The organism is Acidocella sp. MX-AZ03, assembly GCF_027626035.1.
GTDB lineage: Bacteria > Pseudomonadota > Alphaproteobacteria > Acetobacterales > Acetobacteraceae > Acidocella > Acidocella facilis.
In genome coordinates this window covers 221875-237175 of the sequence record NZ_CP110774.1, presented here as the reverse complement: position 1 = coordinate 237175, position 15301 = coordinate 221875, and the positions used below count along the sequence as shown (strand labels likewise).

The 15301-nt window shown below is 65.3% G+C and carries 12 protein-coding genes and 3 pseudogenes; 4 read left to right on the top strand and 11 right to left on the bottom strand.

What is annotated here, in order from left to right:
• Positions 1-7: 7 nt before the first annotated feature.
• Genes GT370_RS01330 through GT370_RS01320 form a run of 3 tightly spaced genes read right to left on the bottom strand, consistent with a single transcriptional unit; the run spans position 8 to position 2621 of the window.
• Positions 8-1159 carry an efflux RND transporter periplasmic adaptor subunit gene (locus GT370_RS01330; protein WP_205619747.1) on the bottom strand — a complete coding sequence of 384 codons (1152 nt, stop codon included), beginning with the start codon at positions 1157-1159 and terminating at the stop codon, positions 8-10.
• Positions 1156-1437, bottom strand: a complete 282-nt coding sequence (locus tag GT370_RS01325; RefSeq protein WP_270184336.1) for a TolC family protein — start codon at positions 1435-1437, stop codon at positions 1156-1158. Before GT370_RS01325 ends, GT370_RS01330 begins: the two co-directional genes overlap by 4 nt.
• Positions 1434-2621 (bottom strand): efflux transporter outer membrane subunit, encoded by a 1188-nt coding sequence (locus GT370_RS01320; protein WP_270183775.1) that lies wholly within the window; start codon positions 2619-2621, stop codon positions 1434-1436. The genes GT370_RS01325 and GT370_RS01320 overlap by 4 nt, the downstream gene beginning before the upstream one ends.
• 145 nt (positions 2622-2766) lie before the next feature.
• Here GT370_RS01320 and GT370_RS01315 point away from each other — a divergent pair, with 145 nt between their 5' ends.
• Together GT370_RS01315 and GT370_RS01310 are read left to right on the top strand one after the other, a co-directional pair.
• Positions 2767-3102: a helix-turn-helix domain-containing protein gene (locus tag GT370_RS01315; protein ID WP_333490056.1), complete on the top strand. Its 336-nt coding sequence runs from the start codon at positions 2767-2769 to the stop codon at positions 3100-3102.
• Positions 3099-3341: a hypothetical protein gene (locus GT370_RS01310; protein ID WP_270183774.1), complete on the top strand. Its 243-nt coding sequence runs from the start codon at positions 3099-3101 to the stop codon at positions 3339-3341. The genes GT370_RS01315 and GT370_RS01310 overlap by 4 nt, the downstream gene beginning before the upstream one ends.
• A gap of 311 nt (positions 3342-3652) precedes the next feature.
• Here the strand turns inward: GT370_RS01310 and moaA are convergent.
• The 8 genes and pseudogenes from moaA to GT370_RS01270 all read right to left on the bottom strand — a co-directional run bounded on the left by moaA (position 3653) and on the right by GT370_RS01270 (position 10491).
• Positions 3653-4623, bottom strand: a pseudogene (moaA, locus tag GT370_RS01305) (GTP 3',8-cyclase MoaA).
• 36 nt (positions 4624-4659) lie between these two features.
• Positions 4660-4836: a DUF3553 domain-containing protein gene (locus tag GT370_RS01300; protein WP_008493629.1), complete on the bottom strand. Its 177-nt coding sequence runs from the start codon at positions 4834-4836 to the stop codon at positions 4660-4662.
• On the bottom strand, positions 4823-5455 hold the full coding sequence (locus tag GT370_RS01295; RefSeq protein ID WP_008493630.1) for an RluA family pseudouridine synthase: 633 nt from the start codon (positions 5453-5455) through the stop codon (positions 4823-4825). The genes GT370_RS01300 and GT370_RS01295 overlap by 14 nt, the downstream gene beginning before the upstream one ends.
• Entirely contained in the window at positions 5455-6051 is a 597-nt protein-coding gene (locus GT370_RS01290) for a GNAT family N-acetyltransferase (RefSeq protein WP_008493631.1), read from the bottom strand. Before GT370_RS01290 ends, GT370_RS01295 begins: the two co-directional genes overlap by 1 nt.
• A gap of 164 nt (positions 6052-6215) precedes the next feature.
• Positions 6216-8124 (bottom strand): annotated as a pseudogene (rpoD, locus tag GT370_RS01285) (RNA polymerase sigma factor RpoD).
• Positions 8125-8203: 79 nt separating this feature from the next.
• Entirely contained in the window at positions 8204-8812 is a 609-nt protein-coding gene (locus tag GT370_RS01280; protein WP_270183773.1) for a hypothetical protein, read from the bottom strand.
• On the bottom strand, positions 8809-10032 hold the full coding sequence (gene dnaG, locus GT370_RS01275) for a DNA primase (RefSeq protein ID WP_270183772.1): 1224 nt from the start codon (positions 10030-10032) through the stop codon (positions 8809-8811). The genes GT370_RS01280 and dnaG overlap by 4 nt, the downstream gene beginning before the upstream one ends.
• Positions 10033-10491 carry a GatB/YqeY domain-containing protein gene (locus tag GT370_RS01270; protein WP_008493634.1) on the bottom strand — a complete coding sequence of 153 codons (459 nt, stop codon included), beginning with the start codon at positions 10489-10491 and terminating at the stop codon, positions 10033-10035. It abuts the gene before it with no gap.
• A gap of 91 nt (positions 10492-10582) precedes the next feature.
• Between GT370_RS01270 and carA the strand changes: the two are divergent.
• Positions 10583-11910 (top strand): annotated as a pseudogene (gene carA, locus GT370_RS01265) (glutamine-hydrolyzing carbamoyl-phosphate synthase small subunit).
• Positions 11911-11995: 85 nt separating this feature from the next.
• Entirely contained in the window at positions 11996-15238 is a 3243-nt protein-coding gene (gene carB / locus GT370_RS01260; protein ID WP_008493638.1) for a carbamoyl-phosphate synthase large subunit, read from the top strand.
• Positions 15239-15301: the final 63 nt, after the last annotated feature.

The following is a 15301-nucleotide window of genomic DNA, read 5'->3' as shown; positions in this document are numbered from 1 at the left end:
CGCTTTTTCACTCGTTCGGCGGGTTCGGGTTGGGATCGTTGCTGGGCTGGATCGTGTTGTTCACCGCCACCGGCGAGCCATTATGCAGCTTCACCTGGCCGGCGGTGACAACTTCGTCGCCAGCCTTCACCCCATCCAGGATCTGCACCTGATCCCCGCGCGTCGCCCCCAGCGTCACGAACACCTGGTCAGCCACCAGCGCGTTGCCCTGGCCATGCTTCACCACATAGACGGTATCGCCATAAGAGCTGTAGGCGATGGCGGTCTGCGGCAGCGTCACTGCCTCCTTCGGCGCGCCGGTCTCCACCGAGACGCTGGCGAACATGCCCGGGCGCAGGCGCAGATCGTCATTCCGCAGCACGGCGCGCACGGCGATGGAGCGGGTGGCGGAATCCACCGTGGCGCCGATCGCGGCGATCTTCGCGGGGAAAGTCTGGCCCGGATAGGCGTCGATCTTCAGATTGACCACCTGCCCCACCTTCAGCGCCACCAGCGCCTGCTGCGGCAGGTAGAAATCCACGAAAAGCGAGCTCAGCTGCTCCAGCGTGACGATGGCGGTGCCGGGCTGCAGATACTGGCCCAGATTGACCTGGCGGATGCCCAGCCGGCCGGAGAAGGGGGCGCGGACGATCTTCTCATCCATGCTCGCCTGCTGCGCCGCCACCTGCGCCTGCGCGGCGGCGAGATTGGCGCGGTCCGTATCCACCGTGGATTGCGCCACCGCATTGGCGGCGAACTGCTTCAGGTCGCGGGCGTAATTGATCTCATCCAGCTTCGCCTGCGCCTGCAGCTGCGCCAGCACGGCGGGGTCGTTATTCGCGCGCAGCGTGAGCAGCACATCGCCCTTCTGCACATCCTGGCCGGATTCGAAATGGATGGTATCGACGATGCCGCCGACTTCGGCCGAGAGCGAGGCGCCATTGATGGCGGTCACCGTGCCGACGGACTGTATCGCCGGCTGCCAGGGTGTTTCCTGCGCCTGAATGGTCGCCACCGTCTGCACCTGATTGGCGAAGCCTTTCAGGAATTTGGCGATGAAGACCGCGCGCAGCGCCCCCCAGCCAAAGACCATGCCCAGAATAAGCACCACGATCAGCAGCATGATGATGGTGCGCTTCACGGGTCTGGCCGGCTTGCTCATTACGATGCTGTCCTTCATGGAATCACCCCGCAGCACTGGCTGGTCACGTCCTGGCGGTGCCACCAACCGCCGCCCAGCGCCTGGTACAGCGCCGCGGTATCGGCCAGGCGCGTGGCCTTGGCCTTCACCGCGGCGATGTCGGCGGTCTGGTAGGTCACCTCGGCATTCAGCACCGCGGTGAAGGGCTGGCCGCCCAATTTATACTGCGCCTGGGTCACTTGCAGGCTTTGCGCCGCGGCATCGCGCGCGGTCTGCGCGGCGGCCAGCGTGGCCGCGTCATATTGCAGCGCCGTCAGCGCATCCGCGACATTCTGGAAGGCGGAGATGACGGTGGATTGATATTGCGCACCGGCCCGCGCAGCGCCGCCAGCGCGCCCTTGCGCTGCGCCGCCAGCTGCCCGCCTTCGAAAATCGGCTGGGTCAGCCCGGAGACGAGGTTCCAAAGCAGAGTCTGCGGCGTGAACAAGGTGCCGGGGGTGAGGGATTCGTGCCCGATCTGCGCCGAGAGCGTGATCTGCGGCAGCATATTCGCATCCGCGACGCCGACATTGGCCGAGGCCTCATGCAGCTGCGCGGCGGCGGCCTGGATGTCCGGCCGCTGCGCGACGATGGCGCTGGGCAGGCTCACCGGCAGATCCGCCGGCAGGGTCAGATCATCCAGCGTGAAGCTCTGCAGATGGAAATTGCCCGGAAACTGCCCGGCATAGGCGGCGAGCTGGTTCTGCGCCTGGGCGAGCTGGGATTGCAGCGGCGGCAGGCTGGCCTGCTGCTGCGCCAGGGTGGATTGCTGCTGCAGCACCTGCGCCTGCGGCACCCCACCCAAGCGCGCCTGGGTCTGCAAAATCGTCAGCAGCTTCTGCTCATCGCCGATGACTTGCTGGGTCGCCTGGATCTGCCCGTTCAGCGAGGCCTCATTGACCGCGGCGGTGACGATATTGGAGGTCAGCGTCAGATAGGAGGCTTCCAGCTCCCAGCGCTGATATTCGGCGGTGGCGATGTAATTCTCGATCTGCCGGCGCTCGCCACCGAACACGTCCACCGAATAAGAAACCGAGAGCGAGGCGTTATAGAGCGTGTAGGGCCGCAGCTTGGCGCCGCTGCCGCCGCCGAAGGCGGCAAGCCCGGCGGAGGAGCCCTGGTCGCGCTGCGCGCCGAGGCTGGAGGAGATGCTGGGGATCAGGCTGCCCTGGGCGGCGCGCACGGTTTCCTGCGCCTGCACCAAGGTCTCCTGCGCTGCTTTCAGGCTGGGATTATTCGCCAGCGCCTGGGCGATCAGCGCATCCAGCGCCGGGGAGCGGAAGAGATGCCACCAATCGCCCGGGATATCAGCCCCGGGCCGGAAGGCCTGGGCGGCGCCATCGGCGCGGCTGGTGGCGGCGGGGAGAGGCTGCGGCGTCAAGGCCACATTCGGGGCGGCGGGCGGATGATAATTGGGGCCCACCGCGCAGCCGGCGAGCGCCGGCAGCAGCGCCAGAGCCAAGGCGGCTGAACTTACTCCGGAACGGAAACCAGCGGGTTTCATGCCAGCACGGGTACGTGGCTTTCCTCCCACCGTCAAGCTGATTTTTAACGGTATTATTTAAATATGAAAACTTGATGGTTTCCTTTGTGCCGCTCTATAGGTTATCCATGAGTCCCGCATTGCCGCCCGCCGAAACCTCCCACCCCCGTCGCCAGAACGGCTGGAGGCGCTGATTGCCGCGGCGGAACAGCTTTTCCTGAGCAAAGGCTACCACAACACCACCATGGCGGACATTGCGCGCCAGGCTGGCATGTCCAAGCGCACCGTCTATACGCTGGTGCCCTCCAAGGCGGATTTATTCGGCGAGCTGATGGCGCATCAGCGCCAGACCAGGCTGCAATTCCCGAGCCGCCGCCTGGCGCCAGCCTGGAGGACACGCTCTGCGCCACCCTGGCGGCGCTGGCGCAATTCCTGCTGGACCCGGTGCAGATTGCCATGACCCGGCTGCTGATCACCGAATTCAGCCATGATCCGGATTTCACCCAGAGCTTCCTCGCCGGGCGGATGCGCAAGGGCAAGACGCATCTGCAAGGCTGCCTGGTGGAGATCGCGATCACCCAAGGGGCGAGCCCGGAAATGGCGGCGGAGATGTCGGGCATGTTGTTTGGCATGGCGCTGGGGAATTCGTGTTCGGGGTGCTGTGCGGGCTGCGCACGGCGCCGGCGCCGAAAGTGCTGAACACCCGCATCCGCACGGCGGTGCGGATGTTCCTGGCCGGGGCAAAGGCGATCAAAGCCGAGGAAACATGAAAGTTTCGGGGCTGTCCCAGAAAACTTTCAGGCTTATGCTTTCAACGCCTTGAAGGATCAGCATTATTTCGATCATTGCAGGGTTTCGCCTTTTGCCCGTGTCGTCAAGGGCACGCGGCTTCGCCGCGCGTCGCCGAAGGCGAGTAAACCCTTGACGACACGGGCAAAAGGCGAAGAGACTCGGGATCGACATAATGGCCAGATGAATGAAGATCGGGGACAGCCCCAAATCTTTTCGCCTCAACCGCCGGTGACGGACATATGCCGCGCCACCGCCACCCGGCTGATGTCGAAATCATGCCCTTTCGGCTTCGCCGCGATGCCGCGCTCGATCGCCTGAATCAGCCCGGCATCATCCGCGCTGGCCCGCAGCGGCCGGCGCAGATCCACCGCATCCTCCTGGCCCAGGCACATATAAAGCGTGCCGGTGCAGGTCAGCCGCACCCGGTTGCAGCCCTCGCAGAAATTATGGCTGAGCGGGGTGATGAAGCCGATGCGCTGCCCGGTCTCCGCCACCCGCATATAGCGCGCCGGCCCGCCGGTCTGGTAATCGCTGGCGCTCAGGCTCCAGCGCCGCGCCAGATCCCGGCGCACCGCCGCCAGCGGCAGATGCGTTTCTTCCCGGTGCGTCACCTCGCCCATCGGCATGGTCTCGATCAGGCAGAGATCGAAACCATGGCGGCCGCACCATTCCAGCATGGCGTCGAACTCATCGTCATTCACGCCCTTCAGCGCCACCATGTTGATCTTCACCGCCAGCCCCGCCGCCTGCGCGGCTTCCAGCCCGGCCAGCACCTGACCCAGCCGGCCCCAGCGGGTGATGCGGGCGAATTTCGCCTCATCCAGCGTGTCCAGGCTGACATTGATCCGCCTCACCCGGCCTGCGCCAGCCCGGCCGCATGTTTGGCGAGCTGCGAGCCATTGGTGGTGAGCGTCAGCTCCTCCAGCCCCTGCCCCAGCCGGCTGCCCAGCCCCTCGATCAGGCTCATCACATTCCGGCGCACCAACGGCTCGCCGCCGGTCAGGCGCAGTTTTTTCACCCCCAGCCGGATGAAGGCGGCGCAAAGCCGTTCCATCTCTTCGAGCGTCAGCAGCTCATCCCTGGGCAGGAACTGCATATCCTCGGCCATGCAATAGGCGCAGCGGAAATCACAGCGGTCGGTCACCGAGACGCGGAGATAAGAGACAATACGGCCGAACGGATCGATCATGGCGCTCTATTTCGGACTGTTCCGGTCCGATTGCAATCACGCCGGATCGGCGAGGTCCAATATCACCCGGCCGGTATCCACCAGCACCTTGCCGGCATGCTCGAAATTCACCGTCACCCGGTTGCCGATGGCGCTCTGCACCTGCCCCAGCCCCCAATCCGGGCGCTGCGGATGGCGGACATACTGGCCCGGCTCGTACTCAGAGCGTTCCAAGGCAGGCCTCCACGAAATCCGCCATATGCGCCGGCGGCGGTGCGGTGGCCGCCACCCCCAGCCCCGGCAGAACCAGCTTGCGCGCCAGCAGGCACATCATGCCCTGCCCGTCGCCATAGACCGGATCACCCACCACCGCATGGCCCAGATGCGCGGCATGGGCGCGGATCTGATGGGTGCGGCCGGTATGCAGGATGAACTCCACCAGCGCCTTGCCATCATGCGTGCCCAGCACCCGCCAGCTGGTCCGCGCGCTGGCGCCTGCGGGCGAGACCACCATGCGCCAGCGCCGCTCCTGGGTTTCCTTCAGCAATGGCGCATTGATTTCCCCGGCTTCCTGCGCCGGCACCGAGCCGAGAATGCCCCAATAAAGCTTCTCCGCCTCGCCCGCCGCCAAGGCCGCCTGGGCCGCCAGCAGAAACTGCTTGCCGCGCGCCACCAGCAGGCAGCCCGCCGTATCCTGGTCCAGCCGGTGCGCCAGCCACGGCCCGGTATTGCCCCGGTGCCAGGCCGGGAAATGGTCCTCAACCGAGGCCCCGCCCGCGCGGCCGGGATAGACCGGCAGCCCCGCCGGCTTGTTCACCACCAGCGCCCGGTTATCCTGAAACAGCAGCTCCATCAGCGGCGCAGATGCTCTGGAATGGTGAAGCCCAGCCGGGTCGGGATATCCCACACCTCATCGCCCCGCCGATATTCCCGGAACCCCGCCGCCAGATAATTCGGCAGCGCCCGGGGATGGTCGGCATTGCAGGTATTCACCGTCATGCCGCGCAGGGCGGTCGCGCCCTCGAACACCGCATCCACCGCATGGTCCAGAAACGGCCGGCCCAGCCCGCGGCCGATAAAGCTTTGCCGCAGACCGAAATAATTCAGATTGATATAAGGCCAGTGGGCGGCATCCAGCTCATAGAACCCCGCCAGCTCGCCCCCCACCCGCAACAGATGCAGCGAGAGCGTGCTGGCGGCCAGATGCCGCTCCAGCATCGCATCCGGCATCACCCGGCGCAGCCACCAGAGCCAGGGCGTGCCGATTTCCTCGTACAAAGCCCGGTAGCTCGCCAGATCCAGCCGCTCGCGGGTGACGGCGACACCCTCCGGCAGCACAATTTTCGGCCGCGCCGGCCGGGCCATCATCCGCAGGAAGATGACAGTGACATGAGCGCGCTCGGTCGCCTCACCCGGGGCCGGCTTTGCGTAATCCAGGATCTCGGGCATGGCGTTGCCTCACGGGTTTTGGGGGCCGGGGGCGTGACGGCTTCGTCGTCTCCACCTCAGGCGTTTTTTGCAGCTTTTTGAAAAAAGCTGCACCAAAAACTTCTACTAGAGCAATATCGGATCAGATGCCTGCATCTGATCCGATTAAGTTGCTCGCAAAACAATCAGTCGTCCAGGAAGCTGCGCAGCTTGCGCGAGCGGCTGGGGTGCTTGAGCTTGCGCAGCGCCTTCGCCTCGATCTGGCGGATACGCTCGCGGGTGACGTTGAATTGCTGGCCGACCTCTTCCAGCGTGTGGTCGGTATTCATGCCGATGCCAAAACGCATGCGCAGCACGCGCTCCTCACGCGGCGTCAAGGAGGAGAGCACGCGCGTCGCCGCCTCGCGCAGATTGGCCTGCACGGCGGCATCCAGCGGGATGATCGCCGCCTTGTCCTCGATGAAATCGCCCAGATGGCTGTCTTCCTCGTCGCCGATCGGGGTTTCCAGCGAGATCGGCTCCTTGGCGATCTTCAGCACCTTGCGCACCTTCTCCAGCGGCATGCCGAGCTTCTCGGCCAGCTCCTCCGGGGTCGGCTCGCGGCCGATCTCGTGCAGCATCTGGCGCGAGGTGCGCACCAGCTTGTTGATCGTCTCGATCATATGCACCGGAATCCGGATGGTGCGGGCCTGATCGGCGATCGAGCGGGTGATCGCCTGGCGGATCCACCAGGTGGCGTAGGTGCTGAACTTATAGCCACGGCGATATTCGAACTTATCCACCGCCTTCATCAGCCCGATATTGCCCTCCTGGATCAGATCCAGGAACTGCAGGCCGCGATTGGTGTATTTCTTCGCAATCGAGATCACCAGGCGCAGATTGGCCTCGATCATCTCTTTCTTGGCGCGGGTGGAATCGCGCTCGCCGCGCGAAACCGTGGTGTAGACCCGGCGGAATTCCTCGATCGGCAGGCCCGCCTCGGCCGCGACCCGGCCGATCTGCGCGCGCAGCTCATTCGCCTGCGCGCCGTGCTTCTTGCCGAACTCTTTCCAGCCCTTGCCCGGCAGCTCCGCCACCGCCTCGACCCAGCCCGGATCCATCTCCCGGCCCGGTAATGCGCCAGGAACTCATCGCGCGGCACCTTGGTGCTCTCGGCCAGGCGCAAAAGCTGGCCCTCCAGCCCGTTCAGGCGCTGGTTCAGCACCTTCAGCTGCGCCACCAGCTCCTCAGTGCGATTATTATGCAGCCGCACCTGCTCGACCTTGGCGACCAGCTCGTCGCGCAGCTTCTCATAGGCCTTCTCGTTGCGGGCATTCACATCCCCGCCGGCGGTCAGGTTCTCGATGCGCTTGGTCTGCATCTTCGAGAGCTTGTCGTAGAGCTTCTCGATCTCGTCGAAATTCTGGAAAATCTCGGGCTTGAGTTTCTCTTCCAGGGCCGAGAGGGACATGCCTGCGCCCTCGCCCTCCTCGTCCTCGTCCAGCTCCTCATTGGCGTCGAAACTCGCCGCCGCCTCAACCGGCTCGGCGCCGGCCTGCATGGCTTCGAGGTCGATCACGTCGCGCAGCAGCACCCGGCCATTATTCAGCGCCTCATGCCAGGCGATGATGGCGCGGAAGGTCAGCGGGCTCTCGCAGAGCCCGCGGATCATCATGTCCCGCCCGGCCTCGATGCGCTTGGCGATGGCGATTTCGCCTTCGCGCGAGAGCAGCTCCACCGTGCCCATCTCGCGCAGATACATGCGCACCGGATCGTCGGTACGGCTGACCGAGGCCTCGGAGATATTCCCGACGGCTCGTCGTCGCTGTCCATCTCGTCCTTGGGCGCGGCGGCGGTCTCCGCCTCCTCGCTCTCCTCGGACTCGACCACCTGGATGCCCATTTCATTGAGCATCGCCATAATGTCTTCGATCTGCTCGGAGCTGTTCTGCTCCGCCGGCAGGACCGCGTTCAGCTCATCAAAGGTGATGTAGCCGCGCTCCTTGCCCTTGGCGATCAGGCGTTTGACGGCACCGGACTGGGTGTCGAGCACATTGGCATCCGCCTCTGCCTCGGGGGCGGCATTTTCCGTGGTGGCGGTCGGCTTGGTGGCCATGGTCAGGTCAGGTCTCCGGTCTAAGCGGCTCGTATATTTTACAAGTCATTTACTAGGCAACATGCGCGCCCAGAATGGTTCAGATTTCTTCAACCCCGGCCGCCCCCGTGCGGGCGCGGTCCAGCAGCTGCACATAGCGTATGAAGCGGTCGCTCGCGCTCTGGTCCTCAGGATGGGCCAGCCAGAAGGCCTGGGCTTCGTCACGCTGCCGACGCAACGAGTCGATGCTGAAATCCATCAATTCGTACAAACTCCACCAACTTCGTCCGGCTTCCGCCGGGCTTGCACCCTTGATGAGGCTCAATTCCGCCTTGGCCAGCGCCGCCAGTTCGGCGGCACGCGCAGCAAGGCCGAGCTTCCGGAGATGGGTGAGAAGCGATTCGGTGTCAAGGGTTTTGCCGGAGAGCACATAGGCGTGCAGCGCCTCCCGGAAGGGCTCATCCTCCGCCGGCAAGGCGATATTCGAGAACGGCTCCTCGAATTCCGGCAGCAAGGCCGGGTGGGCCAGCAGAATGGCCAGCATCAGCCGCGCCCGCCTGGCATTGGCGGCCTCGGCGTCGGGCGCGCTGCGCGGCGGGATCTTCACCGGTGGCGGCGGCGGGGCGAAGCGCCCGCCTTTGGCAAAGCCGCCAGGCTGGAAGCGCGGCGCCGGGGCGCGGCGGGTGGCGGCGAAAAACGCCTCTTTCAACGCGTTGCGATATTCCTCGGCCAGGAATTTATCCGGAATCGTGTTGGCTGCCCCCAGCAGGCGCTGGCGAAAGCGGGTGCGCCCTTCGGGGTGGCCATGTCCTGCCCGGCCTTCAGCATGTCGAACAGCACGGCCGAGAGCGGCTGCGCCTTGCCCAACTCCGCCTCGAAGCCAGCCCGGCCTGCGCGCTTGATCAGGCTGTCAGGGTCGTCCTTGGCCGGCAGGCGCAGCAATTTCAGGGTTTTGTCGGGTGTGAGCTGGGTCAGCGCCAGCTCGGCGGTTTTCAGCGCGGCGCGCTGGCCGGCGGCGTCGCCATCGAAACACAGCACCGGCGCCGGGGAGAGGCGCCAGATCTCTTCCAGATGCTCCTCGGTCAGCGCCGTACCCAGTGGCGCCACCGCCCCGCCAAACCCGGCCTGGGCCAAGGCGATGACATCCATATAGCCCTCGACCACGATCAAAACCGCGCCCTTGCGCACCGCCTCGCGCGCCAGATTGAGCCCGTAGAGCGAGCGGCGCTTGGAGAACAAGGCAGTTTCCGGGCCGTTCACATATTTCGGCTGGCCATCGCCCATGATCCGCCCGCCAAACGAGATCAGCGCCCCGCGCCGGTCGCGGATCGGGAACATCACCCGGCCGAAATACATATCCGTGGGGCCGCGCTCGCCTTGCTTCATCAGCCCGGCCTCGATCAGCTGGTCCGGCTTGATGTTCTGCCCGCGCAAGGCGGTGGCGAGCTGCCCTCGCCCCTCTCCGGAGAAGCCGAGCTGAAAGCGCCGGATGGTGTCGTCTGACAAGCCCCGCTCGCGCAGATAAGCCAGCGCCGCCCGCCCCTCCTGGCCCCAGAGCCAGAGCTGATATTCCTTGCAGGCGGCCTCCAGCACTTCCGAGAGGCTGGAGCGCCTGGCTTCGGCCTGGGCCGCCTGGGGGCTTTGCTTGGGCACCTCCAGCCCGGCCTGCCCGGCCAGATCCTCCACCGCCTCCATGAAGGAGGCGCCGGTGCTCTTCATGACGAAGCTGATGACATCCCCATGCTCGCCGCAGCCAAAGCAATGAAAATGGTCGTCATACACATAAAAGGACGGCGTCTTTTCCCCATGGAACGGGCAGCAGCCCTTGCGCTCGCGCCCGGAGCGGCTGAGCTTCACGCTCTTGCCGATCACGGTGGCGATCGGCAGCCGGGCGCGCAGCTCGTCGAGGAAATTCGCCGGGAGCGCCATTTAGCCGGCCAGCGCCGCCTTCACCGCCTGCGAGGCGACACCCATATCCAAAGCCGCGCCATGCTTGGCCTTCAGCGCGCCGACAACCTTGCCCATATCCTTGGCCGAGCTGGCGCCGGTGGCGGCGATCGCCTCGGCGATGGCGGCGTTCAGGGCGTCGCCCTCCAGCGTCTGCGGCAGAAATTCGGAAATCACCGCGATCTCCGCCTCTTCCTTCGCCGCCAGCTCCTCGCGCCCGCCCTGGCGATAAAGTGCGACCGAATCCCGGCGGGATTTGATCATCGAGCGCAGCATCGCCAGAATTTCATCATCCGGGATCTGCTCCACGCCTTTCGGCCGGGCGGCGATGTCGGTATCCTTCAGCTTGGCCTGGATCATGCGCAGCGCCGAGGTGCGCTCCGCATTGCGCGCCAGCATGGACGCCTTCACGGCGGCGGTCAGATCTTCGCGAATAGCCATTTCATACCCTCACTTGCTGGTCCGGAAAAAATTTCCGGACCGTCCTATTCCATAATTGAGATCGGAGCAAAATTCCGCTAAAGAGGCTGCCATGGCAATCTCCCTCGATGAAATCCTGCGCCGCCTCGGCGGCAGCGACGCCGCGGCCACGCTGACCGGCGTCTCCCCGAAGCCGTGCGCAAATGGCGGAGCAGCAACGCCATCCCGCCGCGCCATTGGCCCGCCATTATGGCGGCAACCGGGCTCACCTGGGAAGAGCTTTCGGCCGCACCGGAGAGCACTGAGGTGCCGCCGGGCGCCACCGCCGCCCTGGTGCTGGCGGACGGCACCGTGTTCTGGGGCCGTGGTTTTGGCGCGCGCACCACCAGCGCCCCCTCCGAGCTGTGCTTCTCCACCGGCCTCACCGGCTATCAGGAGACGATGACCGACCCCTCCTTTGCCGGGCAGATTGTCACCTTCACCTTCCCGCATATCGGCAATGTCGGCACCAACGCCGAGGATATGGAAGCGACCCAGATCTTCGCGCGCGGCATGGTGACGAAGGAGGATGTCACCTCCCCCTCCAATTACCGCTCCACCGCCCCGCTTAGCGCCTGGCTGAAAACCCAGGGCATCGCCGGCATTTCCGGCGTGGATACACGCGCGCTGACGCTGCGCATCCGCGATCTGGGCGCGCCGAATGCGGTGATCTCTTTCCCCGAGGACGGCAAGTTCGACCTGAAGGCCCTGGCGGCGCAGGCGGCGGGCTGGGCCGGGCTGGAAGGGCTGGATCTGGCCAAGGAGGTCTCCTGCACCCAGTCCTATGAATGGACCGGCGGCACCTGGGACTGGGCGAATGGTTTCGCCGAGACCAATGGCGGCAAGAAGGTCGTCGCCGTCGATTACGGCGCCAAGCGCAACATCCTGCGCTCGCTGGCCTCCGCCGGCTGCCAGGTGACCGTGGTGCCCGCCACCGCCACCGCCGAGGATATTCTGCGCCACCAGCCGGACGGCGTGTTCCTCTCCAACGGCCCCGGCGATCCGGCGGCGACCGCCGCCTACGCCGTGCCCGCCATCCAGGGCGTGATGCAGGCCGGCGTGCCGATTTTCGGCATCTGCCTCGGCCACCAGCTGCTGGCCACCGCCTTGGGCGCCAAAACCTACAAGCTGGAGCGCGGCCATCGCGGCGCCAACCAGCCGGTGAAGGATTTGCGCTCCGGCAAGGTGGAGATCACCTCGCAAAATCACGGCTTCGCGGTGGATGAAAAGAGCCTGCCGGCGGGCGTTGAAGTGACTCACGTCTCGCTGTTCGACGGCTCCAACGAAGGCATCGCCGCCCCGGCGAAGAAGGTGTTTTCCGTGCAGTACCATCCGGAAGCGAGCCCAGGGCCGAGCGACAGTGCTTATCTGTTCAAACGTTTTGTTGAGCTGATGGGCTAAGCCCAAAACATTAATGGGGGTCCGGGGCCTCAGGCCCCGGCGGGTGCAGGGCGGAGCCCTGCGACTTCTTTTCAGGATTTTTCCAATGCCCAAACGCACAGACATCAAGTCCATCATGATCATCGGCGCCGGGCCGATTGTCATCGGCCAGGCCTGCGAGTTCGATTATTCCGGCGCCCAGGCCTGCAAGGCGCTGCGCGAGGAGGGCTACCGGGTGATCCTGGTCAACTCCAACCCGGCGACGATCATGACCGATCCGTCTCTGGCGGATGCGACCTATATCGAGCCGATCACCCCGGAGATGGTGGAAAAGATCATCGCCAAGGAGAAGCCTGACGCGCTGCTGCCGACCATGGGCGGGCAGACCGCACTCAACACCGCGATGGCGCTGGCCAAGTCCGGCGCGCTGGAGCGTCTGGGGGTGGAGCTGATCGGCGCCAATGCCGAGGTGATCGACCGCGCCGAGGACCGTTTGAAATTCCGCGACGCCATGGCCGAAATCGGCGTCATGGGCCCGAAGTCCGCCATCGCCCATACCCGCGAGGAAGCGGCCGCAGCCCTTGAGCAGGTCGGGCTGCCGGCGGTCATCCGCCCCTCCTTCACGCTGGGCGGCACCGGCGGCGGCATCGCCTATAACCGCGAGGAATTCTTCGAAATCTGCATGGGCGGCATCGAGGCCTCGCCGACCAATGAGGTGCTGGTCGAGGAATCCGTGCTGGGCTGGAAAGAATATGAGATGGAGGTCGTCCGCGACAAGGCGGATAACTGCATCATCATCTGCGCCATCGAGAATATCGACCCGATGGGCGTGCATACTGGTGATTCCGTCACCGTCGCCCCGGCGCTGACGCTCACCGACAAGGAATATCAGATCATGCGCGATGCGAGCATCGCCTGTCTGCGCCGCATCGGCGTCGAGACCGGCGGCTCCAACGTGCAGTTCGGCATCAACCCGGAAGATGGCCGCATGGTGGTCATCGAGATGAACCCGCGCGTCTCGCGCTCCTCGGCCCTCGCCTCCAAGGCCACCGGCTTTCCCATCGCCAAAATCGCGGCCAAGCTCGCGGTCGGCTATACGCTGGATGAGCTGCAGAACGACATCACCAAGGCCACCCCGGCCAGCTTCGAGCCGGTGATCGACTATGTCGTCATCAAGATCCCCCGCTTCACCTTCGAGAAATTCCCCGGCACCCCGGCGCTGCTGAGCACCTCGATGAAATCCGTCGGCGAGGCGATGGCGATCGGCCGCAATTTCCAGGAGGCGCTGCAGAAGGGTCTGCGCTCGCTGGAAACCGGCCTCTCCGGGCTGGATGAGATGGCAGCACCCGGCGATGGCGGCATGGATGCCTTCCGCGCCGCCCTCTCCACCCCGCGCCCGGACCGGCTGCTGGTCGCGGCCCAGGCGCTGCGCGCCGGGATGAGCCTGGAAGACGTCAACGCCGCCACCAAGTTCGACCCGTGGTTCCTGGAGCAGATGCAGGGCATCATCGCCGCCGAAAACGAGGTGAAGGCCAATGGCCTGCCCAAGGATGCGTTCGGTTTCCGCCGCCTGAAGGCGATGGGCTTTGCCGATAAGCGCCTGGCCCAGCTCTGCGGCCAGAAGGAGGCCGCCGTCACCGCCGCGCGGCTGAAGCTGAACGTCACCCCGGCCTATAAGCGCATCGATACCTGTGCCGGCGAATTCGCCTCCGCCACCTCCTATATGTACTCCACCTATGAGGGCAGCTACGGCACCCCGCTGGACGAGGCGGATGTCTCCGACAAGCGCAAGGTGGTGATCCTGGGCGGCGGGCCGAACCGCATCGGCCAGGGCATCGAGTTCGATTATTGCTGCGTCCATGCCGCCTACGCCCTGCGCGAGGCCGGCTATGAGACGATCATGGTCAATTGCAACCCGGAGACCGTCTCCACCGATTACGACACCTCGGACCGGCTCTATTTCGAGCCGCTTTTCGCCGAGGACGTGATCTCCCTGCTGCGCAAGGAGCAGGAAAAGGGCACGCTGTTGGGCTGCATCGTGCAATATGGCGGCCAGACCCCGCTGAAGCTCTCGCAGGCGCTGGAGCTTGCCGGGATTCCCATCCTGGGCACCTCCGCCGATGCGATCGATCTCGCCGAGGACCGCGAACGTTTCGCCGCCCTGCTGCAGAAGCTCGGGCTGCGCCAGCCCGATAACGGCATCGCCCGCTCCGCCGAACAGGCCGAGGCGATTGCCGAGCGCATCGGCTTTCCCATCATCATCCGCCCCTCTTACGTGCTGGGCGGCCGGGCGATGGAGATCGTTTACGACCGCCACGGCCTGGCCCGCTATATGCGCGAGATGATCCGCCCCTCGGCGGAAAACCCGGTGCTGATCGACCGCTATCTGAACGAGGCGCTGGAAGTGGATGTGGACTGCATCTGCGACGGCACGGATGTTTATGTGGCCGGGGTGATGGAGCATATCGAGGAAGCCGGCATCCATTCCGGCGACAGCGCCTGCTCGCTGCCGCCCTACTCGCTCTCGCCGGCCATCGTCGCCGAGCTGCGGGCGGAGACGGTGGCTTTGGCCAAGGCGCTGAACGTGGTCGGGCTCATGAACGTGCAATACGCCATCCAGAACGACACCATCTATGTGCTGGAAGTGAACCCGCGCGCCTCGCGCACCGTGCCCTTCGTCGCCAAGGCGACCGGCGTGCCGGTGGCGAAGATCGGCGCGCTGGTGATGGCGGGTGAGAAACTCGCTGACTTCAAGTTGGATGACAGCCTGCAGCCGCGCCATGTCGCGGTGAAGGAGGCGGTGTTCCCCTTCGCCCGCTTCCCGAATATCGACACGCTGCTCGGGCCGGAGATGAAATCCACCGGCGAGGTGATGGGGCTGGACACCAATTTCGCCCGCGCCTTCGCCAAGGCGCAGCTGGGGGCGGGGGTGAAGCTGCCGCTTTCCGGCACCGCCTTCGTCTCGGTCAAGGATGTGGACAAACCCGCCTTCCTGCCGGTGGCCCGCCGGCTGACGGAGCTGGGCTTCACCCTGCTCGCCACCGGGGGCACCGCCAAGGTGCTGACCGAGGCGGGGATTCCGGTGAAAAAGGTGAATAAGGTGCTGGAAGGCCGCCCGCATTGCGTGGATGCCATCCTCTCCGGCGATGTGCAGCTGATCATCAACACCGCCTCCGGCGCGCAATCGGTGGCGGACAGTTTCGATATCCGCCGCTCCGCCCTCACCCATGGCGTGCCCAACTTCACCACCATCGCCGGCGCGCGGGCGGCGGCGCATGCCATCGCCGCCCTGATCGGCGGCACTCTTGAAGTTGCGCCGCTTCAGTCGTACTTTCCCCAATCCTTCTGATGGAGCGCCGGCGGGCGACCGCCGGCGTCCGTCTTTTTGACCTCTAACCACCCGAGGGCGCGT